Consider the following 22,814-nt stretch of genomic DNA (forward strand, 5'->3'; position numbering starts at 1 on the left):
AACGGATCAACGTGCTGTTCGCGATGCTCCGCGACGGCACCTTCTACGAACCCAGAACCCCACGCCTCGCTTGACGAAAGACATAGAGGCACCCCCCACCATCCGATGACCGAGTCCAGGGAGCAGACGATGACCGAGCCGGGCTGCGAACTCTTCGACGCGATCCGCCGCGATCACCGCGCGGGCGAGAGGCCGCCCGCCACGGCGTTGACCGCCAGACAGTCTGTGACCTTCAGGACTTCACGGCGCCGAATCTTCACCGGTATCTGGCGTCGTAGCCTCTGCTCTCGCCGCGGACTATTTGGGGTCGCTGACGGTCATGTCAATCCCCGCTGCCGCGACAGAGACAACACCATCCCCAACCCTGGACTCGCCCCAACCACGCCTGAACGGCAGAGTCCGGTGGAGAGCCCGGTACTCGGAGAGTATTGCGCAAGCTCGGAGTGGCCCCAATGCCCGGCGTGCGCGCAGAATCGGCAACCATGATGGCCAGTACGCCAGACCACAGGAGGGCTCGCGTGAGTGAGAGCGCCGCGGTTTCCGTATCTGCTGTCGAGTCGCGCATGACGTCCTGGGACTGCCGGAAACCTTGGCCAATGTGACCCCGGCTGGTGGACAGCGGACATGACACAGCAACCCGCGAACTCCCCCGGGCCGATGAGTTCGGCCTTCATACCCGGCCTAGCGAAGGTGAACGCCGAGACACCCCCCGTACTCGTCCTCGTCGGCCCGGTCACCCGGGACGAGGTAAGCAGGCTGTGCGACGAGGTGCGGGAGTTGCTGGAGGAGACCGGCGCGGGGTTCGTCGTATGCGACGCCGGGAGACTGGGGCGGCCGGGGCTCGGGGGCGTCGATCTGCTCGCGCGGCTGCAGCTCGCCGCCCGGCGGGCCGGCGGGCGGATCCGGCTGCGTGATCTCGATCCGGCGCTACACGCCCTCCTCGATCTAGTCGGTCTCCGCTTCGAGGTGGAGGGGCAGCCCGAACAGCAAGAACCACCTCTTCGTGTCGAAGAAGAAGCGGAGCCCGGTGAGCCAGCCGTCTGATATCACCGGGACCAGCCGTGAGCTTTCGCAGGCTGCGCCGAGGGCCGCCATGAATGTGATGTCCGCGTGGCCTGTCCGTCACCGTCAAGCCGTTGGGCTGGATGGCCGTCGGCATGGTGCCCGTGTCGGCCGCCTACGGAGTGATTGTGGGGCTGGTTGGCACGCATATGCCACAGTTTTCCGACACCACGAAGCCCGTCGGAGGGATCTCGCCCAGGATCACACAGGCGATGATCACCTTCGGCTCCATCGGGGGCGTCGTGATCGTTCTGGGGCTGGCCGCTGCGGGCGTGGCCAAGGACCCGCTGGCCGCCATCTCCTGGCCCTTCCCCAACGCACCGCTGGTGCTGATGGGCGCGCTGGTCGGCGCGTTCCTGATCGGGCGGCCCTATCCGCTGTTCCACAGCCTGTTCCGGCGCACCGCGACCACCCGCGATCCGCTGTATGGCGCGGTCGCCTTCTCCCTGCAGTCCATCCCCAATGCGCTGGTCATGTCGTTGCTGTTCATTGTGCTGTCCTACGGCCTGGGCGGGCGACTGCAGCGCTGGCTCATTGCCAGGCCGGGCCGGGCGGCCACACTGACGGCCTCGGCCTTCCTGGTCACCGGCGTTTTCACATTCGTCTACTGGACCTTGCGCATTCTCGGCAGGCTCGACTACATCTGTTCCCGACCGCGCCGTGGAACAACTGAGCCATGTCTGGGGAGGGTTCGTCGTCGCTTCTACCCGAGTGAGGACGCCACGGCCATCTTGCGGAGCGTGGCCAGCAGTCTGTCTCCCAGTACGTTGCTGAGGACGAGGCACTCCAGCATGGTCGTCTCGTCACCGTGCTGCTGAAGGATGTCCAGGTCCGTGGCGGCGGCCCGGTCCGCCACCGCCGCGTACTCGTCGAGCCGGTCAGCGAATTCGCTGTGGCCCAGTTCACGGAGCGTGTTCAGAATACGTACGGCTGCGGTGAACTCCGCACTGCCCGAGGACACCTGCCAACCCCGGCGTTCCGCCACACCCAGGAGCCGGTCGGAGGGGGTGGGCGTCGAGGCCCACGATCCCACCAGCCCTCGGTGAACCCTGCCATCGATGAGGGTGGTAGCCGGGGGTGCAGCGGACACGCGGTCCGTGGGCCATCCTGTGGTGCGAGGCGGCGGTGTCCCAACTGATGGTGCTGCGGACTTCGTGGCGATTCAGCCCATCCGGATGGCAGCGTGGGCATGCGTGCGGCGGGTCGGACGCTCACCGCCCGGGATCAACGCTGTGGCGACACCGAGTCGGAGCCGGGCGGGGACGACTGTGGCCCCGCGGCACCTCGGCCCCCAGACCCGGTGAGCGCCCTCACGGGCCTGGGCGCCTCTGCCGAATCCTGACGCGACAGGGCAATCCGGAAGTAGCTCCGGCAGTGTCCGTGGCCCCACACTCGGCACTCGTGACTCCCCGACGCCAGGCCACAGGAGGGCTTTCGCGTGAGTGAGACGGCCGCGGTGCAGGCACCCACCGACCCGAGTAGAACATCTTTGTTCGTCTCCGGCAGCTTCCCGCGGAGGCGGGGACTGATCGTGTTGCTCAGCCTGGTGGGCGGCCTCTTGGCCGCCTACGCCTGGTCCGCCGAGTTCGTGGACCACGAGATCGGATTCAACACCGCCGACGCGCTGCTGGGGCACAACCCGGAGACCACACCGATCGGCGGAATCGCCGCCGGAGTGGTCTTCGCCTTCGTCACCGGCCTGGCGGGTTCCTTCACGGCATGCAACATCGCGGTCTTCGGAGCGATGGGACCGCTGGTCGGGCAGAAGGAGTCGCGGCGGAAGCGGTTCCTGCACACCGTCAAGCCGCTGGGCTGGATGGCCGTCGGCATGATTCCGGTGTCCGCCGTGTACGGCGTGATCGTGGGACTGGCGGGCACCCACATGCCGCAGTTCTCGGCCGCCAGGGGGGTCAGCGGAGGAATCTCCCCGCGGATCGCCCAGGCGATGATCACATTCGGCTCCATCGGACTTGTCATGATCGTCCTTGGCCTGGCGGCCCTGGGTCTGATCAGGGACCCGCTGGCCGCCGCCTCCCGGCGGTTCCCGAACGCGCCGCTGGTGCTGATGGGTGTCCTGGTCGGCGCCTTCCTGATCGGGCGGCCCTATCCGCTGTTCCGCAATCTGTTCCGGCACGCGGCGACCACGCACGATCCGCTGTACGGCGCGGTCGCGTTCACCCTGCAGTCCCTCGGCAACGTGCTGATCATGGCACTGCTGTTCATCCTGCTGTCGTACGTACTGGGCGGGCGGCTGCAGCTCTGGCTCGCCGCCAAGCCGAGCAGGGCGGCGACCCTGACCGCCTCGGCGTTCCTGGTCACGGGTTTCTTCACGCTCATCTACTGGACTCTGCGCATTTTCGGCAGGCTCGACTACATCTGGTTCCCGACCGCGCCCTGGAACAACTGACGGGGGCGCGGCCCCAGTGCGAGGTGCCGGAGCGCGGCCAGAAGCCTGTCGCCCAGGACGGCGCCGACGACCATCCGCTCCAGACTGATCGCGTCGTCGCCGGGCCTGCGGAGAAACCGCAGATCCGCGGAGGCGGCCCTGTCCGCCGCCTCCGCGTAGTCGTCCAGCCGGTCGGCGTAATCGCCGTGACCCAGTTCGCGCAGCGTGTCCAGGATGCCGACGGCAGCGGCGAACTCCGCGCTGCACGAGGACACCTGCCAGCCCTTGCGTTCGGCCACCGCCAGGAGCTCGTCTGCGGTCCGGGAAGCGGGCGGCTCCCCGCAGTCGTGGGGCGCAGGCTCCTGGATCGAGCGGGGCAGCCGTGCCGAGGCGGAGCCCTCGCCGTCGAGTGCGGCGAGTACGTCGCGAATCGCGGCGAGGGACAGTCCGCCGATATGCAGCAGCGCACGGATCAGAAGCAGACGGTGGACGTGGGTGTCGTCGTAGTGCGCCCGTGTACGGCCGGTGAGCTGTCCGGGCGTCAGCAGGCCCTCGCGCAGGTAGTACTTGATGGTCGGTATGGGGACGCCGGTGACCCGTGCGAGCTCCGCGATCAGCATGGCGTTCTCCATCGGGTCGTTGACGGCACCGGCCCGGGGTTCGTGTCGAGATCAGCCTCGGAGGTCACCCGGGTCGCCGTGACGGCATCGAGTGTCTCTCGTGGACGTGGGCGCGATCATCTTCCAGCGTGCGCTGTGCACGGACGTCTCCGCCGGCGGGAACGGGTAATGCGCCCAGCTCCACTGACGGTTCGTCAGGAAACATCGCTGCGTCATGCCTGGGGGTGCTTCTCGGGGTCGGCGGCCGCGGTCGGTTGCGGGGACGGGGCGAGGAGCGTGCCCACGCGGCGGGCGGCGGTGAAGGCCGACCAGGCGACCAGCGCCACGAGGCCGCGGTCGTCCGCTCCGTGCTGCCGCACCGCGGCGACGGCGGAGTCGTCCACCCGGTACGAGGCACACGCGGTGAGCAGGGCGAGCCGGCCGGCGGCGCGGTCGCCCGGTGGAAGTGCCGTCACCGCGGTGTCGAGCCAGCCGAGACCGATCCCCTTGTGGCCGCCGTCCCAGTCGGCCAGCTCCGCATCGACGAGCGAGCGGACCGAGGCCGGGACGGCGCGATCGGCCGCGTCCGAGACGGCCTCCGCGGCACGGGCGAACGCGCCGGCGACTGTGGGGGTGCCGCGGGCCCACTCGAGGTCGGCCGGGAGCGAAGCGGCGGGCAGCAGGTCGAGCGAGCGGCCCGGTTCCCGGTGGGCCCGGGCGCTCTCGCGCAGCGCCCGGGCGAACAGCCGGGAGGCGGTGCGCCGGGCCGCGGAGGGTATCCGGGCCGGGAGTGGCGACGGGCCGAGGAACACGTTCACCATGCGGTTGAGGTAGTGGAAGGTCACGGCCACACCGAGGGCCTCGGGCAGTTCCCGCGGCGCGGGCGGCTCGGGCCGCCCCTCCCGTGCCCCCTCCGCCCAGGCGGCGAGCCTGCGCAACTCACCCTCCTGGACGGCGGCGGCGCCGGCCTGCGGCACCAGGCCGTTCGAAGGGGCCCCGGGGACCAGGCCGTTCAGTGTGGTCCCGTGCACGTGGACGCAGTACGGGCAGGCGTTGGCCTGCGAGACCGCGGTCGCGACGGCCTCCTTGCGGACGCGCTCCAGCTCCCCGGTGGCGACGAGCGTCTCGCGGAGCACCGTCCACGCGGCGGCCAGCAGCGGTGGTTCGGGGGCGTGCAGCGCGACGGGAGGAGCGAGCATGCCGAAATCTCGCTCGACCTCCTCGTAGACGGCCGCCACCAGACCGGTGGCTTCGGCCGGCGGCACGCTCCGGACGTGCCGGACGTACGCGAGCGACCGCCGCGCGGCCGGACGGACGAGCGAGTACGGCATCGTTTCTCCCCTCTCCTCTTGCCTTCCGGGTCCCGTCGTTGTGGGTGCCAGGGCCTGTCTTCCGGAGCGTGCCGGCGTCGCGGGGCCCGGCACGCGCGTCCGCCGTCTCGCGGCCGCACGCACCGGGCCTCGCTCGGTCCGGTCGGGCGGCACCGGTTCGGCGCAGCCGGCCCGACCCGGAAGAACGGCGCTAGTCGCGTGTGAGGTACGGAATCTGCGTCCGGACGCCGCGCCGGCCGGCGGTGCCGCCGTCGGGGGCGGGCGCGCCGTAGGTGACGTCGACGCCCCGGTCGCGGGCCGCCTGGACGATCCCGGGTATGGCGCGTTCGGCCAGCGCGGAGATGGTGAGCGCCGGATTGACCGTGAGCGCGCCGGGCACCGCCGAGCCGTCCGTCACGAAGATGCCGGGGTGGCCGCGCAGCTCGTGCCGGTCGTCGAGGGCGGAGGTGTGGGGGTCGTCGCCGATGCGGCACGAGGCGAGCGGGTGGACCGTGTAGGCACCCACCACGTCGTTGGTCCAGGGCATCACCCGGGACAGTCCGTCGCGCTCCAGGATGTCCTTGACGACGGCGTCCGACTCGGCCCAGCCGTGCAGGGTGTTGGCGGTCGGCCGGTACTGGATCGGGCCGCGGCCGAGCATCTGCTGCGAGATCCGGACGGCGTTGCCGGTGGGCGGCGGCGGACCGAAGACGCCCTCGTTGTCGTCCTCCACCATCGTGAAGATCGTCAGCCAGGAGCGCCACTTCCGGACCAGCTCGGTCTTCTCCACGCCGAACCAGGTCGGCCCCTGGGCGTCGGGCACCTGGGCGAGGATGGTGCCGAAGCCGGGCGGGAAGTAGAGCTGCTCCAGGGAGAACCGGGAGTGCTCGGGCAGCCGGCCGTCGAGGTTGTCCCAGCTCGCCACGACCGGGCCCTTGCCGATCTGGTTGGCGAGGTAGGCGGTGCCGTCGCCGCGGTCCAGGCCGAGGAGGTCGCGGGCGCGGTCCTCGTCGATGACGGCGGTGTTGAGGCGCTCGCCGTTGCCGGAGAAGTAGCGGCCGACGGCGTGCGGCATGGCGCCGAGATCGGCGGCGGAGCGCTGCAGGATGACGGGGGTGGCCCCGGCGCCCGCGGCCAGCACGACGATCTTGGCATCGATGACGCCGCTGCCGGTGTGCACCCGGTAGTCGGTGTCGTCGATGACGTTGTAGTGCACGCGGTAGCCGCCGTCGTCGGTCCGGGTGAGTTTCTGCACCTCGTGGAGTGGCCGGATCTCGGCGCCATGGGCCAGCCCGGCGGGCAGGTAGTTCAGCAGGAGCGATCGCTTCGCGTCGAACCGGCAACCGGCCATCATCCAGTTGCAGTTGGTGCACCGGGCGGTGTCGACGGCAGTGGGCACGGGATTCGCGGTGCGCCCGGCGCGGTCGCAGGCGGCGGCGAACAGGCCGCCCGCGTAGGTGACGTCCTTCCAGCTCTGGGGGGTGACCGGAAGCGCCTCGGTCACCACGTCGTACCAGGGGTCGAGAGTGTCGCGGTTGATTGAGGCCGGCCACATACGGCGGCCGATGCTGCCGGTGCGCTCGAAGACGAACCGCGGAGCGCGGGGCATCGCGGCGAAGTAGACGACGCTGCCGCCGCCGACGCAGTTGCCGCCGAGCAGACTCATGCCGTCGCCGACGACGAAGTCGAAGATGCGGGTGTACGAGGAGCCCAGGAGGAAATCGTGCTCGAAGTCCTGGGATTCCAGCCATGGCCCCCGCTCGAGCACGGTGACCTTCGCTCCGCCCGCCGCGAGGTGGTACGCGGCGATGGCGCCGCCGAAGCCACTGCCGACGACGAGAACGTCGGTCCGTTCCGTACCGTTCATGCCAGGCTCCCGGAGGGCGCGGTGTCGGGATGGAGACGGGCGAGCGGGCGACCGTAGGAGAAGTCGGGGAAGCGCCACAGCCCGTCGGGGTCCGGAGCGGCGAAGCCCATGGCGGCCAGCCCCGGGTGCCCGGCGGCCATCGCCTCGGCGGTGTGCAGATGGGCGCCGGTGTCGAAGGCCATGTTGCTGAACAGGGCGAGGCTGACCCAGAGGTCGCGCTCGGGGTGGCCGGGGGCCGTCAGCACGGTCACCAGGCTGGTGCGGTCGGCGAAGGACAGGGCCACGAAGGGGGACACCTCGGAGTCGAGGGAGATCCCGTGCTCGGCGGCGTGGGCCCGGGCATGTGCGTTCAGGGCGCGGACGAGCTCGTCCAAGGACTCCGTCAGCCCGGTCGCGGGGTTCTGGAGCAGCTCCAGCGCGCCGGCCACCACGGCGCCGGGTCCGGATGTGGCGCCGGCGACCGCACGATCGTCCGGATTTCGCTTCTCCCCCGGGACTATGGTGTCGGCGAAGGCTTCCAGTGTGCTAATTGTGTCCTGTTTCGGGGCTGGTTGATCCAGTCTCATCGCTGCACCTTTTCGGCCTGCGGGACGTAAAAGCATTGTTGAGTTGCCTGAATCCGGCTCCATGGAGTGTTCCGCTGTGGTCGATCGTCCACCCTTGGGGTGGTTGCGGCATCTCCGCCATTGCTGTCGGCGGCTACCGGACAAAGTGGCGGTATATTCCCCACGCATGTACCGGTCAAACATCGGAGCCCTCCTTGTTTGAACCGTAAGCCGACGCTAATAATGACATTCGGCGGAGCCGCTTCCGCTAGACGGGGATGGTCGCTGTAAGCGCCACCGGCCCAAGTTCTGCCCATCCGCTTTTCATCTCGGATTCGTCGGGTTCGGAGGAAGAATGGCTAGTGTAGGGTGTGCGGTTACGGGGATCGAGAAGGCGGTGGAGCGATCGATCGAGAACATGAAGAGAAGACTCTCCGAGCCGCTGAGCATTGATGACATGGCACGTTTTGCCATGTATAGCAAGTTCCACTTTTCCCGGGAGTTCCAGCGGATTACGGGAATCTCGCCCAGGCGCTTCCTCTCTGCTCTGCGGATACAGGAGGCCAAGCGACTTCTCCTCACCACCGACTTGACCGTGACGGAGATCAGTTCCGCTGTCGGTTACAGCAGTGTCGGTACATTCAGTTCACGATTTGCGAGCAGCGTCGGCCTGCCGCCGTCGGCGTACCGGAAATTCGGTGGATTCGTCCGCAAGGTAAAATCCGCGAAAAGTGTTGAGGTCGGAGGCTCGGTGTACGGCTCGGTGAGCGCCCCGGTGGGCGCCGATCCGGGGCTCATATACCTGGGCCTGTTTCCCACCAGAGTCCCCGAGGGAAAGCCCGTCAGCTGTACCGTGCTGAACCGCCCCGGTCCCTTTGAGATTCGGGACGTGCCCATGGGGTCATGGTATTTGCTCGGGCACTCGGTGCCGGCCGCGGCGCATGAGGCATTGACCGACGACCAGGCCGTCCACGTCGGTTCCGTCGGCCCCCTGGAGATCCGCCCCCGGGCGACCCGTGACATCGATTTCCGGCTGCGGGAGGTGAGCGTTCTCGACCCGCCGGTGCTGATGGCGCTCCAGCGGGTGCGCTCGGGCGGTTACACGGCCGATCTGATGAAGGCGGCGGGGTGACCGGCCGGGTGCGGCGGGAGGAATCCCGCCGCACCCGGCGCGTCGCCGCACCGACGGTCCGTCACCGCACGGCGCGGACCGTCACCCGCAGGCCGCCGCGCACCCCGAGCGACAGCATCGGCTCCGGGACGACCCGGAGGCGGGCCACCTTCTCCAGGCGCAGCTCCCGGCACAGTAGGGCCACCGTGAACACGGCCTCCATCAGGCCCAGGCTGCTGCCGACGCACACCCGAGGGCCCGCGCCGAACGGGATGTGGGCGTACCGCGGGCGGTCGCCCCGCTCCCCGGGCGTGAACCGCTCGGGCCGGAACTGCCCGGGCGCCTCCCAGAAGTCCGGGTGCCGGTGCAGCGTGTAGGGACAGATCAGGACGTCCGCGCCGGCCGGTACGTGGTACCCGCCGATCTCGTCGGCGGCCTGCGCCTGCCGGGGCAGGATCCACACCGGCGGATACAGCCGCATGGCCTCCTCGACCACCATGGCCGTGTACGTCAGATCGCGCAGATCCTCGTAGCGGGGGAGCCGGTCGCCCAGGACCTCCACCGCCTCCTGGTGCAGCCTGTCCCTGACCTCCGGATGACGGTCCATCAGGTAACAGGTCCAGCCGAGGGTGGAGGCGGTGGTCTCGTGGCCCGCCAGCAGCAGGGTGATCAGCTCGTCCCGCAGCCGCCGCTCGCCGGTCCGCGGGTCGGCCTCCTCGCGCACCGACGCGATCAACCGTGAGAGGGCGTCGTCCCCCTGCCCCAGTCCGCCGCGTGCGACGCGCTGCGCCGCCAGCTGCTCCACCACCCGCTGGAGACGGACACGGGCCCGCCGGAAGCGCATCTGGTGGGGCAGCGGGAGCCACATCGGCACCGCACCCATGGTGATCATCTCGAACATGGCCTGTTCCTGGACGGCCTCGAAGGCATGGCCGAGGTCGGCGAACTCGTCCAGGCCGGTGTCGAGCAGCGTGCGGCCCAGCACGCCCAGCGTCAGTCCCGTCAGTTCCCGCGTCAGGTTGACCGGCCCGCGCTCTTCGTACCCGCACAGCCGCTCCACCAGAGCCGCCGCCTCCTCGGCGACGGCCCCCGCCTGCTGGGCGATCCGCCGGTGCTGGAAGGCGGGCTGGATGACCTTGCGCTGCCGGCGCCAGAGTTCGCCTTCACTGGTCAGCAGGCCGTCCCCGAGGGCCCGCCGGGCCTGCGCCAGGCCGATGCCCTTGTGGTAGTTGGCGGCGTTGTCCGCCAGCACGTGCTTGGCGTGGTCGGGATGGTTGAAGAAGTACAGCGTCTTCGGTCCGAGGGAGAGCCGCACCGCGTCGCCGTACCCGGCGGCGGCCGTCATCATCGCCAGACGGTCCCCGGCCAGCTGCCGCATCAGGGACGGCACGGCGCGCAGCGGCGGCGACGGGGGGACCCTCCGGACCGCCCGGGCCACGGTGGTCACCGGCGCTCCGTCCGGGACGCGATCCGCTCGGCGATCGCCTGCCGCCACAGTTCGTACGCCGGCAGGGAACCCGCCCCGGCCTCCCGCGGCCGGACCTCCTGGGTGATACGGGCGGCCTCCTCCGGCTCCAGGCCGCACAGCACTCGGGTGGCCACCGCCGTGTGCGGCATCAGCAGCCCCGCGCGCAGCCGGGCCTCCGCCGCGAACGCGCTGCCCTGCGCCAGCGCCCCCCGATGGGGTCCTGCCTGCTCCCGCAGCGCCGTCAGCTCCGCCTCGTCGCAGCCGCCGGCGTACGTGGCGGCGAGGCCCGCGCCGCTGTAGAGATCCGACCGGCGCTCCTCGGGGAACGCCTCGATCGTGGTCGCGACCAGACCGGCGTCGGTGCCGCACACGAACCACAGCGCACGGCCGATGCCCTGGTCGATCGCGCGCCCAATGTAGCCCGGGAAGTCGTGCGCCGGCCACGGGAACCGCTCGTCCCGGTACTTCTGGTGCACATACCGGTCGGTGCGGAAGTACGCCTGGTGGAACCCGTACCCGTCCAGGACCAGCCAGCGCAGCAGGGGGTCGAGCGAGTCGACCTTCGCCCACCAGAACCGCGGCAGCCGGCCCATGGCCCAGCCGATGCCGACGTACACCATGTAGATGTGCGCGCCGCCGCGGCCGGCCAGCAGACGGTCGACGCCGTTCCTGCCCCCTCCCGGCAACCCGTCGAGGACGGCGTACGCCATGCCCGCGCCCTCGTAGGCGAAGCCGCGGAACCGCTCCGGGACCTCCTCCAGCTGCTCCTCGGCCTCGGCCGTGGTGCGGGCGGCCATGGCGTGACCGTAGCCTTCCAGGAACCGCGCGCCGATCGTTTCCAGCAGGTTCTGGGCCTCGGGTGTCTTCCGGTGGAAGCCGCGGGTCTCCAGCAGGGTCTCGGTCACGTTCGGCGTCAGCAACCGGCGCCGCAGCCTGCCCATCGTGCTCGGCATCGAACTGTCCTTCCTGTCGGCTTTCCCCAGGGCCCGCGCCGAGGTGTCATCGGCGGGTGACCACTTGGGGACGAAAGTGCGCACGGATGGCGCCCCGCCACCGCTCGTAGGCCAGGACCGGCCCCCGGGCATCTTCCGGGAGGGCGCTGTCGTCGGCGAGCGCCACGGCCGCCTCGACCGAAAGACCGGTCAGTACCCGCGTGGCGACGGCCGAGTGCTCCGGCACGTACCCGGCGAGGTCCCGGGCGCGGATCGCGAACACCGCGCCCTGGGCCAGCTCCGGAGCGTGCCGCCCGGCCAGCCGCCGCAGCACCGCGAACGTGTCCGCCCCGCAGCCCCCGGCGAAGGTAGCGGCCAGCCCGGCACCGCTCCACAGGTCCGGCTGCCGGTGCTCGGCGAAGGCACGGATGGCGGCATCCACGCGCTCGGGCCGGGCGCCGTGGATGAACCACAGGGCGCGGCCGATGCCCTGGTCCACGGCGCGCGGGAAGTAGGCGGGCGCGCCCTGCCACGGATAACTCGCCGGAACCCGCTGCTCGTCCACCCAGCGGCGGGTGTGGAAATAGGCCAGGTCGAACCCGTAGCCGTCCACCGCGAGCCAGCTCATCACCGGGTGATAGGGCTGCCCCGTGAGTTCGGGCAGTACCTTGCCCCACGTCACGCGCGGCAGCCGCGCCATCGCGAAACCGATGCCGATGTAGGCGAGGAGGACATGCGGACGACCCGGACCGTTCAGCAGTTCCCGGGTGCGGTGGCCGCGGCCCATCACGTCCAGGACGGTGAACGCCATGGTGGCGCCCTCGTAGCCGAAGCCGCGCTGCTCCGGGTCCAGGAGTTCCAGGCGATGCGCGGTCTCCTGGACGCTGCGTGCCTCCATGGCCCACTCGAAGCCGCACACGACGGCGCGCGGGACGGCCTCCAGCCGGGCGGCGGGACTGTCGGCGGGCAGCGGCGCGAAGCCGCGCCGGGCGAAGGACACCTCGGCCAGGTCGGGGGCCAGCAGCACGCGTCGGAGCGATCTCAGAGTCCTCGCCACATTCGCCTCCACGAACGACTCGACGGCCACCACCATCATCGGCACCCCGGAACGCCGGTGCTTCTTCGCGGTTGCGCCTGCGGGCGCGTGGTGCGTCAACAGCACGGTCGGAGAAGTGGCCGGCCCCCGCCTCGCCCGAGACTGGCCCCGCGACAAGCCGCCCGGAGAGAGGAACGAGGCATGACACAGCACAAGGACGTCCTCAGCGATCTCGTGGAGGAGGGCAACGCCCTCGACGCCCTGCTGGTGGATGTCGACGAGGCCGGGTGGGCGTGGCCCACACCGGCCGAGGGCTGGTCGGTCCGGCACCAGATCGCCCATCTCACCATGGTGTTCGGCATGGCCGAGAAAGCGGCGGCGGAGCCCGCCGCGTTCAAGGAGTTCGTCGCCGGGGTCCGCAACTTCGGCGAGGCCGTCGAGAACGGGCTGAAGCCGTATCTGCCGCTGAACAGCAAGCAGTTGATGGACGCCTGGCGGACCCAGCGGGAGCGGACGGAGCGAGCCCTTCGGGCCGTACCGCCGGAGCAGCTGGTGCCGTGGCTGGTCCGGCCGATCCCGGCGTGGGTGCTGACGGCCGCGGGCATGATGGAGATGTTCGCCCACGGCCAGGACGTCACCGACGCGCTGGGCGTCGCACGCCAGTACACCGACCGGATCCGCCACGTGGCCGAATTCACCGCCCTGACCTGGGAGTTCGGCTACCAGTCACACGGTCTGCCGGAGCCGAAGAAGGGGTTCCGGTTCGAGCTGACGGCGCCCTCCGGTGCGTCGTGGACGCTCGGCGATCCCAACGCGGAGCAGCGGATCACCGGCCCCGCCGTCGACCTCTGTCTGCTGGCCACCCGGCGCCGGCACCGAGAGGACCTCGCGCTCACCGCGTCCGGGCCGGACGCCGATCACTGGCTGGACATCGCTCAGGCCTACCGGGGCCCGGCCGGCCCCGGACGCCGGCCCGGGCAGTTCGCCGCACTCGAGCGCTGACCGCGGCACACCCGCCGGCGCATCGGCGGCACCTGGACACGGGTGCCGCCGACCCGTCCCGCACGCCGAGCACCGGCTCGGCGAGCGCCGTGGCGGCGGCGTCCCGCTCCCCGCGTGCGGGCTTCGGCGGCCGTACCCGCACTCGGTGCACAGGCTTCGACGGGAGTCCCGCACCCGGCGCACGAGCTCGGCGCAGCCCCGCACCCGGCGACCCCGCAGAGCGTGCCACGGCGCCGGTTTCGCCGTCGTCTCCGAAGCGGAAGCAGGCCTTCGCGCAGCGCGGAGAGTTCGGCGAACATCCCTCTCCATTCCAGCGGCGCACGGCAATTCACGTATCGTCGACAGGACCGCGTCATCTCATCCGAATCGACCGATCCGGAAAGAGAATCGGGCGCGATTCCCGGCGCACGCTGGCCCCGGACCGAGGATTTTCGCGAGAGCCCTCACACGACGCTTCTTCGAGCTTGCCGACTGTCCTGACGTGCCACGTCTCAGCTAGCAAGCCGGGAGATGCCCGCCATGCGGCCATCCCGGATCGTATCTGTGGAATCGAATCTCGTGATTCGCACGCCGACCCTGACATCTACAGGAGAGAGGGGGAGCACCGTGGCGTACAGCCAGCGGATTCGCAGGCTCGTGCCGGGGCTGGTGACGGTTCTCATCGCGGCGTCACTGTTCTATGCGACCCGGGCTTCGGTGGCCGCGCCGGACGGCACGAAGGCGGCCGCCGCCTACCGCTTCAAGGAAATGCCCATCGCCATGCCGCCGGGCTACGACAAGCTGCCCAAGCGCACCGTGCGGACCGTCAACCCCGCCTACGAGAAAATCCGTTCCTGGATCTCGTCGGTGGGCGCGAGCATCGCGATCAACGACGTGACCGGGAACGGCCGGGCCTCCGGCATGTGCATCGTGGACACCCGCACCGACCAGGTCACGGTGACGTACACCCCAACGGCACCCCAGTCCGACCGGTTCACTCCGTTCCTCCTCGACGCAGCGCCGCTGCCCGTGGACAACACCATGGCGCCCACCGGCTGCACCTTCGGGGACTTCAACGCGGACGGACGCATGGACATCCTGGTCAGCTACTGGGGCCGCACGCCGGTCCTGTTCCTGGCCCGCTCCGACGCGCGCACCCCGTCGCCCCGGGCCTACGTGCCGCGTGAACTGGTGCCCTCCGAGTCGCAGGACGGCCGGTACCACGGCCCGCGCTGGAACACCGACGCCGTGCACGTCGGCGACCTGGACGGCGACGGCCATCCGGACATCGTCGTCGGGAACTACTTCCCCGACTCCGACGTCCTCGACCCCCACGGCCTGAACAACGTGGTGATGAACGACTCGCTGTCCCGCTCCGAGAACGCCGGCGGCGACCACGTGCTGCGCTGGACGTCCGCCACCGCCGGCACCGAGCCCACCGCCACCTACATCTCGGAGCCCAAGGCGATCCCGTACGACGCCGCCACAGGCTGGACGCTGGCCGTCGCCGGCGCCGACCTGACCGGTGACGTCCTGCCGGAGCTTTACATCGCCAACGACTTCGGCCACGACCACCTGCTGTACAACCGCTCCCGACCCGGCCACATCCGGTTCACCGAGGCCGTCGGGGAACGCACCCCCACCACGCCCAAGTCGTTCGTGCTCGGCCAGGGCTCCTTCAAGGGCATGGGCGTCGACTTCGGCGACCTGGACGGCACTGGCCGTTTCGACATGGTGGTCAGCAACATCACCTCGGCCTGGGGCCTGGAGGAGTCCAATTTCGTCTGGAAGAACCGTGCCGCCGACGAGGCCGAGATGGCCCGCAAACTCGGCGACGGCGTGGCCCCGTTCACCCAGGAGGCCCGCGAGTACGGCCTGGCGTGGACCGGCTGGAACTGGGACGTCAAGATGGGCGACTTCCGCAACTCCGGCAACCAGGACGTCGTCCAGACCGACGGCTTCGTCAAGGGCGATATCGACCGCTGGCCGTGGCTGCAGGAAATGGCCATGGCCAACGACCTCCTGCTGTCCAACCCGGCCATGTGGCCGAACGTGCAGCCGGGCGACGACATCGCCGGCGACGACAAGCTGGCCTTCTACGCCCGCACCGACGACGGCACGTTCGCCAACATCAGCGAGCAGCTCGGCCTCGCGGTGCCCACCCCCACCCGCGCTCTGGCCACCGGCGACACCACCGGCACCGGGGCTCTGGACTTCGCCGTGGCCCGGCAGTGGGGACCGCCCGCCTTCTACGCCAACACCGCCCCGAAGCTGGGCCATCACCTCACCCTGACCCTGGTGCGCCCCTCGGTGGTTCCCGCCGCGAAGGGCTCCGACGACGGCCTGGCCGCCGCCGGCAGCCCCGCCTACGGCGCCACCGTCCGCGCCACGACACCCAACGGCACGGAGATCGCACAGCTCGACGGCGGTGGCGGACACAGCGGCTTCCGCAGCTTCGACGTCCGTTTCGGACTCGGCGACTACGACGGCCCGGTGGACCTTGAGCTGCGGTGGCGCGACGCCGACGGCAAGGTCCACGAACAGGAACGCCGCCTCAACCCCGGTTCCCACACCCTCATGCTCACCGGCGACGCGCAGGAGGTACCGAGCACATGACCGCGACGGTCACCCATTCCTCCGCGGGGCAGGCACCGCAGACCGGAGCGCCGCGCCCCGCCACCAAACGGGACGCGCGGTACCTCGCGCTGCGCAACTTCGCCATCTCCATCAGTGTGTTCAACGTCTTCGGCTACACGCTGCTCGGCTTCGAGCAGCCGTGGCTCTGGCCGATCCTGGCGGTCCTGTGCGGATACGCCACCGAGATCGGGCTCGAACTGGTCAGCGCCTGGGCGTACCAGCGTGCCCCGCGCTTCCGCGGGCGGGGCGTGCGCGGCGTGTACGAGTTCCTGCTGCCCGCCCACATCACCTCGCTGGCCGTGTCGATGCTCACCTACGGCAACGACCTGTTCCTGCCGGTGCTGTTCGGCGTGGTCATCGGCGTCGGCGGCAAGCATGTGTTCCAGGCGCCGATCGCCGGCCGGATGCGGCACTTCATGAACCCGTCGAACTTCGGCATCACGGTGTCGCTGCTCTGCTTCGGCACCTGGTTCAGCATCGCGCCGCCGTACCAGTTCACCGAGAACGCCAACAATTTCTTCCGGATGGCCATCCCACTGATCATCGCCACCGCGGGGACCGTCATCAACGCCATCCTGACCAAGCGGGTGGCACTCATCGTCGGCTGGCTCGGCGGTTTCGCGATCCAGGGCGTGATCCGCCACTTTGTGTGGGACGTCGCGGTGTACTCCGCGGTCGGCGCGATGAGCGGAGTGGCCTTCGTGCTCTTCACCAACTACATGATCAGCGATCCGGGGACGACGCCGACCAAGGCTCGCAACCAGTTCATGTTCGGCGCGTCGGTCGCGATGGTCTACGGGGTACTGATGGTCTTCAACGTCGTCTACACGCTGTTCTTCGCCACCTCGATCGTGTGCGCGCTGCGCGGCATCGGCTGGTGGGCGGCCCACCTGATGAAGCGCCGGCGTGAGCGGACCGCAGCCGCTCCGGCCGTGACCGCGGGCACCACCACGGGACCCGAGGCGGTGGCGGCATGAGCGGCACGCCGTCGCGTATCGCCGTCGTCGGCATGGCCTGCCGCTACCCCGACGCCGACACGCCCGAGCAACTGTGGCAGAACGTCCTGGCCGGGCGGCGCGCCTTCCGCCGCCTCCCGGACGAGCGGATGCGCCACGAGGACTACTATTCGCCCGACCCCGCCGCCCCGGACCGCCACTACGCGCGCAAGGCGGCCGTCCTGGAGGGCTACGAGTTCGACCGCGTCAAGCACCGTGTCGCCGGCAGCACCTTCCGCGCCACGGACATGACGCACTGGCTGGCCCTGGACACGGTCGCGCAGGCCCTCGAGGACGCGGGCTTCCCCGACGGCGCGGGCCTGCCGGCGGCCACCACCGGCGCCGTCCTCGGCAATACCCTCACCGGTGAGTTCAGCCGCGCCAACCTGATGCGGTTGCGCTGGCCGTACGTACGCCGCACGGTCGGCGCGGCGCTGCGTGAGCAGGGGTGGTCGGACGGGGAACTGGCGGAGTTCCTGGCCGGTCTGGAGGAGCGGTACAAGCAGCCCTTCCCACCGATCGACGAGGACACCCTGGCCGGCGGTCTGGCGAACACCATCGCCGGACGCATCTGCAACCACTTCGACCTCGGCGGCGGTGGCTTCACGGTCGACGGCGCCTGTTCCTCCTCGCTGCTGTCCGTCGCCACCGCGTGCAACGCGCTGGCCTCAGGGCAGTGGGACGTGGCCGTCGCGGGCGGTGTGGATCTGAGCATCGACCCCTTCGAGGTGATCGGATTCGCCAAGACCGGAGCCCTGGCCACCGGGGAGATGCGCGTCTACGACCGTGGCTCGAACGGTTTCTGGCCCGGTGAGGGCTGTGGTGCCGTGGTGCTGATGCGGGACGAGGACGCCGTCGCGCAGGGACGTTTCCGCTATGCGGTCATCGCCGGCTGGGGCTGGTCCTCGGACGGCCGCGGCGGCATCACCCGTCCCGAGGCGAGCGGCCACCGGCAAGCTCTCGACCGGGCCTACCGTTCCGCGGGGTTCGGCCTGGACACCGTCTCCTACCTGGAAGGTCACGGCACCGGCACCGCCGTCGGCGACGCCACCGAGCTGCGCGCCCTGTCCGAGGCGCGCCGCGCCGCCGACCCCTACGCGCCGCCCGCCGCCCTCGGCACGGTCAAGGGCAACCTGGGACACACCAAGGCGGCGGCCGGGATCGCCGGTCTCCTCAAGGCGGTGCTCGTGGTGCGCCACCAGATCATCCCCCCGGCCACCGGGCACCGCGACCCGCACCCCGAACTCCTCGGCGAACGCCCTATGTTGCGGGTGCCCCGAGAGGCCGAACCATGGCCCGAGGGCACCCCGAGGCGGGCCGGCGTCTCCTCTATGGGCTTCGGTGGCATCAACGCGCACATCGTCGTCGAGCACGCCGACGGGGTGCCCCGCACCGCCCTGCCGCGGTCCGCCGTCCGCCTGGTCCGGTCCCGGCAGGACTGCGAGCTGCTCCTGCTCGACGCGGACGACACCGCCGGCCTGCGCGGCCGGCTGACCCGGCTCGCCACCCTCGCCGGGCGCCTGTCCTATGCCGAGCTCGGCGACCTGGCCGCCTCACTGGAGACCGAGCTGGCGGGCCGTCCCGTCCGCGCGGCCGTCGTGGCCTCCTCCCCGGAGCAGGCCGAGGAGCGCTTCACCCAGCTGCTCGCCAGGGTCGACGGCGGCACGCGCACGGTCCTCGACCCGGCCGCGGGGCTGTTCCTCGGCCACCGTACCGGGGCACTGCCCCGGATCGGCCTCCTCTTCCCCGGTCAGGGCGCGGGCCGCAGCGGCGATGGGGGCGCGCTGCGTGCCCGCTTCGCCTTCGTGGACGAGCTGTACCGGGAGCAGGCCCTCCCGACCGACGGCGACCAGGTGGCGACCGAGGTGGCCCAGCCCCGGATCGTTACCGCCTCGGCGGCCGGGCTCCGCGTGCTGGACGCGCTGGGCATCCAGGGCACGTCCGCGGCGGGGCACAGCCTCGGCGAGCTGACGGCCCTGCACTGGGCCGGCGCCATGGACGAGGCCGCGCTGCTGCGTACGGCGGCGGCGCGCGGCCGGGTGATGGCGGCGGCGAGCGACGGCGGGGGCGCGATGGCGAGCATCGCCGCGGGGCCCGGCTCGGTGGAACCGCTGCTCCACGGTGAGCCCGTGGTGATCGCCGGGTACAACGGCCCTCGCCAGACGGTGGTCTCCGGGCCCGCCGACGCCGTCGACCGGGTGAGCGTACGAGCCGTCGCGCAAGGGCTCGGCGCCCAGCGCATCAACGTCTCGCACGCCTTCCACTCGCCCGCGGTCGCCCCGGCGGCGCGCGCGTTCGCCGAGCACCTGGCGCAGGAGCGGCTCGCTCCCCTGGCCCGGCGGGTGGTCTCGACGGTCACGGGCGCGCCGCTTGCCCAGGACACCGACGTGGCGGAGCTGCTCACCCGTCAGGTCCTCGCCCCCGTCCGCTTCACGGAGGCGGTGAACGGCGTGGCGGCGGAGAGCGACCTGCTGCTGGAGGTCGGCCCGGGCCGCATCCTGAGCGGTCTGGCCGCGGAGACGGTGGACGTCCCGGTGATCGCCCTCGACACGGACAGCACGTCCCTCGCCGGGCTGTTCCACGGTGTGGCGGCGGCATGGGTGCTGGGCGCCCCGGTGCGCCACCGGGAGCTGTTCCGGGACCGCTTCACCCGGCCGCTGCCGCTGGACAAGGAGTTCCGGTTCCTGGCGAACCCGTGCGAGTCGGCACCGGACGGGGATCTGCCGGCCTTGGTGGAGGCGGGCACCGCCGTGGGCGCCGGCGCGGACGCCCAGCGGCCGGGAGCCGCGGGGGAGCCCGCCGGCGCGCCGTCGGATTCCGCCGGCGACGGCGCGACCAGCCTGGACATCCTGATGCGGCTGGCCGCGGCGCGTGCCGAGCTGCCGCCCTCGGCCATCTCGCCGGACACCAACCCGCTGGACGAGCTGCACCTGAGCTCCATCACGGTCGGCCAGATCATGAATGACGCGGCCCGTGAGCTCGGGGTCGAGGCCATCGCCACGACGTCGGCGTTCGCCACCTCCACGCTGGCCGAACTGGCGGGCCTGCTGGACGAGTTGTCCGGCACCGCCCTGCCGTCCGACGCGGACCGTACGCCGGTGGCGGCCGGGGTGGCACCGTGGGTCCGCGCGTTCTCGGTCGACCTGGTCGAGGCGGAACCCGGCGAGGTGCCGGGGCAGCCCGGACCCGCCGGAGGCGGCGGCGCGGACTGGACCGTGTTCGCGCCCGACGGGCATCCGCTCGCCGAGCCGCTCGCAGCGGCCCTCCGCGACGCCGGGCTGGGCGGTGGCGTGCTGCTCTGTCTGCCCGCCGACTGCGACGACGAGCATGCCGCGCTGATGCTGTCGGCGGCCCGCGCCGCCCTGCATCCCACCGCACCCGCCGCCCGGTTCGTCGCCGTCGGCGATCGGCGCGGCCCCGCCGGGCTGGCCAAGACGCTGCACCTGGAGGCGCCCGCCACCGCGACCACTGTCGTCACGGTGCCCCTCAACAGCCTGCCGGCCCCGGACGGGATGGCGCGCCGTATCGTCGCCGATGTCGCGGCCACCAACGGGTTCAGCGAGGTGCACTACGACGCCGCGTGGGTCCGCCGGGTCCCCGTGCTGCGGGCCCTGCCGCCCACCGCGGCCACCACCGGCACCGGTGCCACCGCCCGGACCCCGCTGACTGCCGCCGACGTCGTCCTGGTCACTGGCGGAGGCAAGGGCATCACCGCCGAATGCGCCCTGTCCCTCGCCCGGGAGACCGGCTGCGCCGTCGGCCTGCTCGGCCGCTCCGACCCCGAGACCGACCGGGAACTGGCCGCGAACCTCGGCCGGATGGCTGCCTCGGGCGTCCGCTTCCACTACGCCCGGGCCGACGTCACCTCGGCCGGTGACACCAAGACCGCCGTCAACGAGATACGGGAACGGCTCGGGCCCGTCACCGCCGTGCTGCACGGCGCGGGACGCAACGAACCGCGTGCCCTCGCCGACCTCGACGAGGCGGCGTTCCGCCGAACCCTGGCCGTCAAGATCGCCGGTCTCGAGGCGGTGCTCGCCGCCGTCGACCCGGCCGACCTGCGGTTGGTCGTCGCGTTCGGCAGCATCATCGGCCGCGCCGGGCTGCGCGGCGAGGCCGACTATGCGACCGCCAACGACTGGCTGACCGAGCGGATCGCCCGGCTGCGCCAGGACCTCCCGGGCTGCCGGTGCGTCGCGCTGGAGTGGTCGGTGTGGTCCGGCGCCGGTATGGGGGAGCGGCTCGGCGTGCTCGAATCGCTCCTGCGGGAGGGCATCGAGCCGATCCCGGCCGACGAGGGCGTGGCGATGCTCCGCCGGGTGCTGGCCGACCCGGAGATGCCCGACGCCCTGGTCGTCATGGGCCGTGCCGGCAGCCTGCCGACCATCGCCCTGGAGGACCGCGAACTGCCGCTGCTCCGGTTCCTGGAGCGGGTGCAGGCCCACTACCCCGGCGTGGAACTCGTCGCGGACTCGGAGCTGTCCGCCGCCACCGACCCCTACCTCGCCGACCATCTCCTGGATGGCACCCTGCTGCTCCCGGCGGTGCTCGGCATGGAGGCCATGGCCCAAGCCGCGGCGGCCCTCACCGGCCGCACGGGGGGCGACGCGGTGCCCGTCCTGGAAGAGGCCGAGTTCCTGCGTCCGGTGGCGGTTCCGCCGGACGGCTCGACCACCGTGCGGGTGGCCGTGCTGGCGACCGGTCCCGACACCGTCCGCGCGGTGATCCGCAGCAGCGAGACCCATTTCCGCGCCGACCACTTCCGCGCCGTCCTGCGCTACGGACCGCACCCGGAGCCGCCGCACGCGCCGAACCCGCCCGAGGGCGTCGCCCCGCCGCTGGACCCGGCGCGGGACATGTACGGGCCGGTGCTGTTCCAGGGCGCCCGCTTCCAGCGCCTGACGGGCTACCGGCATCTCGCCGCCAGGGAATGTGTCGCGGACATCTCCACGTCCGCCACCGCGCCCTGGTTCGCCGGTTTCCTGCCGCCCGACCTGGTGCTGGCCGACCCGGGCGCCCGCGACGCGCTGATGCACTCCATCCAGGCGTGCGTGCCGGACGCTACCCTGCTGCCGGTGGGCATCGAGCGGCTGCACCTCGCCGACCCGGCCGTGGCCGCCCGCACCGGACGTATCCTCCTGCACGCTGTGGAGCGTTCCCGGGACGGCGACACCTACGTCTACGACCTCGACGTCCGCGACGAACAGGGTGCGGTCGTCGAGCGCTGGACGGGCCTGACGCTGCGTGCCGTGCGCAAGCTGGACGGCTCCGGTCCCTGGGAGCCCGCGCTGCTCGGCCCGTACCTGGAGCGCCGCGTCGAGGCGGTGCTGCCCGCGCCGGTGCGGATCGCTGTCCACCCGGACGGCGACGGCGCGGACGGTGCCCGCAAGGCCCGCCGGGCCCGCACCGCGCACGCCCTCGGCCAGGCGCTCGGCCGACCGGTGACGCTCCGTCATCGCCCGGACGGGCGGCCCGAGGTGGACGGCGGCCCGCATGTCTCCGCCTCCCACGGCGCCGGGGTGACCCTCGCCGTGGCCGGGGAGCGGCCCGTCGCGTGCGATGTGCAGCGCGTCGAGAAGCGCGGCCCCAATGAGTGGGAGGGGCTGCTGGGCGCCGGCGGTCTCGCGCTGGCCCGGCTGATTGCGGCCGAGCACGGCGAGGATCTGTCGCTCGCCGCGGGCCGGGTGTGGGGCGCCACCGAGTGCCTGCGCAAGAGCGGCCGGACGCACGTCGAACTGACGGTGGACGGCGGCCCCGGGACCCCGGACCGGTGGGTGGTGCTGCGCTGCGGACCGGCGCGGATCGCCACCGTCCCCGCCGTACTGCGCGGTGCGCCCGAACCGGCGGTGTTCGCCGTGCTGACCGAGAAGGAGGGGTGAGGGACC

General features: G+C 71.5%; 15 protein-coding genes. 8 read left to right on the top strand and 7 right to left on the bottom strand.

Annotation, left to right across the window (positions count from 1 at the left end):
• Positions 1 to 657 precede the first annotated feature (657 nt).
• The 3 genes from ACYVMZ_RS35790 to ACYVMZ_RS35800 all read left to right on the top strand — a co-directional run bounded on the left by ACYVMZ_RS35790 (position 658) and on the right by ACYVMZ_RS35800 (position 3,469).
• Entirely contained in the window at positions 658 to 1,044 is a 387-nt protein-coding gene (locus ACYVMZ_RS35790; protein WP_461087092.1) for an STAS domain-containing protein, read from the top strand.
• 92 nt (positions 1,045 to 1,136) lie between these two features.
• Entirely contained in the window at positions 1,137 to 1,880 is a 744-nt protein-coding gene (locus ACYVMZ_RS35795; RefSeq protein WP_461087056.1) for a hypothetical protein, read from the top strand.
• A 713-nt stretch (positions 1,881 to 2,593) separates the two neighbouring features.
• The gene (locus ACYVMZ_RS35800; protein WP_461087057.1) at positions 2,594 to 3,469 is read left to right on the top strand and encodes a hypothetical protein; all 876 of its coding nucleotides are present in this window, start codon (positions 2,594 to 2,596) and stop codon (positions 3,467 to 3,469) included.
• Here the strand turns inward: ACYVMZ_RS35800 and ACYVMZ_RS35805 are convergent.
• The 4 genes from ACYVMZ_RS35805 to ACYVMZ_RS35820 all read right to left on the bottom strand — a co-directional run bounded on the left by ACYVMZ_RS35805 (position 3,433) and on the right by ACYVMZ_RS35820 (position 7,790).
• Positions 3,433 to 4,068, bottom strand: coding sequence for a MerR family transcriptional regulator (locus ACYVMZ_RS35805; RefSeq protein ID WP_461087058.1), 636 nt, complete (start codon positions 4,066 to 4,068; stop codon positions 3,433 to 3,435). The genes ACYVMZ_RS35800 and ACYVMZ_RS35805 overlap by 37 nt on opposite strands.
• Positions 4,069 to 4,280: 212 nt before the next feature.
• Complete coding sequence (locus ACYVMZ_RS35810) at positions 4,281 to 5,378, bottom strand: carboxymuconolactone decarboxylase family protein (protein ID WP_461087059.1); 1,098 nt, start codon at positions 5,376 to 5,378, stop codon at positions 4,281 to 4,283.
• Between the two features lie 190 nt (positions 5,379 to 5,568).
• Positions 5,569 to 7,224, bottom strand: a complete 1,656-nt coding sequence (locus tag ACYVMZ_RS35815; protein WP_461087060.1) for an FAD-dependent oxidoreductase — start codon at positions 7,222 to 7,224, stop codon at positions 5,569 to 5,571.
• Positions 7,221 to 7,790, bottom strand: a complete 570-nt coding sequence (locus ACYVMZ_RS35820) for a DUF5987 family protein (RefSeq protein ID WP_461087061.1) — start codon at positions 7,788 to 7,790, stop codon at positions 7,221 to 7,223. The genes ACYVMZ_RS35815 and ACYVMZ_RS35820 overlap by 4 nt, the downstream gene beginning before the upstream one ends.
• 397 nt (positions 7,791 to 8,187) lie before the next feature.
• Between ACYVMZ_RS35820 and ACYVMZ_RS35825 the strand changes: the two genes are divergently transcribed.
• Positions 8,188 to 8,901 carry a helix-turn-helix transcriptional regulator gene (locus ACYVMZ_RS35825; RefSeq protein WP_461087093.1) on the top strand — a complete coding sequence of 238 codons (714 nt, stop codon included), beginning with the start codon at positions 8,188 to 8,190 and terminating at the stop codon, positions 8,899 to 8,901.
• 61 nt (positions 8,902 to 8,962) lie between these two features.
• Here ACYVMZ_RS35825 and ACYVMZ_RS35830 read toward each other — a convergent pair whose 3' ends face one another.
• From ACYVMZ_RS35830 to ACYVMZ_RS35840, 3 genes are all read right to left on the bottom strand, one after another.
• Positions 8,963 to 10,258, bottom strand: a complete 1,296-nt coding sequence (locus ACYVMZ_RS35830; RefSeq protein ID WP_461087094.1) for a cytochrome P450 — start codon at positions 10,256 to 10,258, stop codon at positions 8,963 to 8,965.
• Positions 10,259 to 10,323: 65 nt separating this feature from the next.
• Positions 10,324 to 11,301, bottom strand: coding sequence for a DUF1702 family protein (locus tag ACYVMZ_RS35835; protein ID WP_461087062.1), 978 nt, complete (start codon positions 11,299 to 11,301; stop codon positions 10,324 to 10,326).
• A 46-nt stretch (positions 11,302 to 11,347) separates the two neighbouring features.
• Entirely contained in the window at positions 11,348 to 12,337 is a 990-nt protein-coding gene (locus ACYVMZ_RS35840; RefSeq protein ID WP_461087095.1) for a DUF1702 family protein, read from the bottom strand.
• 180 nt (positions 12,338 to 12,517) lie between these two features.
• Between ACYVMZ_RS35840 and ACYVMZ_RS35845 the strand changes: the two genes are divergently transcribed.
• The 4 genes from ACYVMZ_RS35845 to ACYVMZ_RS35860 all read left to right on the top strand — a co-directional run bounded on the left by ACYVMZ_RS35845 (position 12,518) and on the right by ACYVMZ_RS35860 (position 22,808).
• On the top strand, positions 12,518 to 13,318 hold the full coding sequence (locus tag ACYVMZ_RS35845; protein ID WP_461087063.1) for a TIGR03084 family metal-binding protein: 801 nt from the start codon (positions 12,518 to 12,520) through the stop codon (positions 13,316 to 13,318).
• A 606-nt stretch (positions 13,319 to 13,924) separates the two neighbouring features.
• Positions 13,925 to 15,913, top strand: coding sequence for a CRTAC1 family protein (locus ACYVMZ_RS35850; protein ID WP_461087064.1), 1,989 nt, complete (start codon positions 13,925 to 13,927; stop codon positions 15,911 to 15,913).
• On the top strand, positions 15,910 to 16,911 hold the full coding sequence (locus ACYVMZ_RS35855; protein ID WP_461087065.1) for a hypothetical protein: 1,002 nt from the start codon (positions 15,910 to 15,912) through the stop codon (positions 16,909 to 16,911). Before ACYVMZ_RS35850 ends, ACYVMZ_RS35855 begins: the two co-directional genes overlap by 4 nt.
• Complete coding sequence (locus ACYVMZ_RS35860) at positions 16,908 to 22,808, top strand: type I polyketide synthase (protein WP_461087066.1); 5,901 nt, start codon at positions 16,908 to 16,910, stop codon at positions 22,806 to 22,808. Before ACYVMZ_RS35855 ends, ACYVMZ_RS35860 begins: the two co-directional genes overlap by 4 nt.
• Positions 22,809 to 22,814: the final 6 nt, after the last annotated feature.

It is taken from the genome of Streptomyces deserti (genome assembly GCF_054782695.1).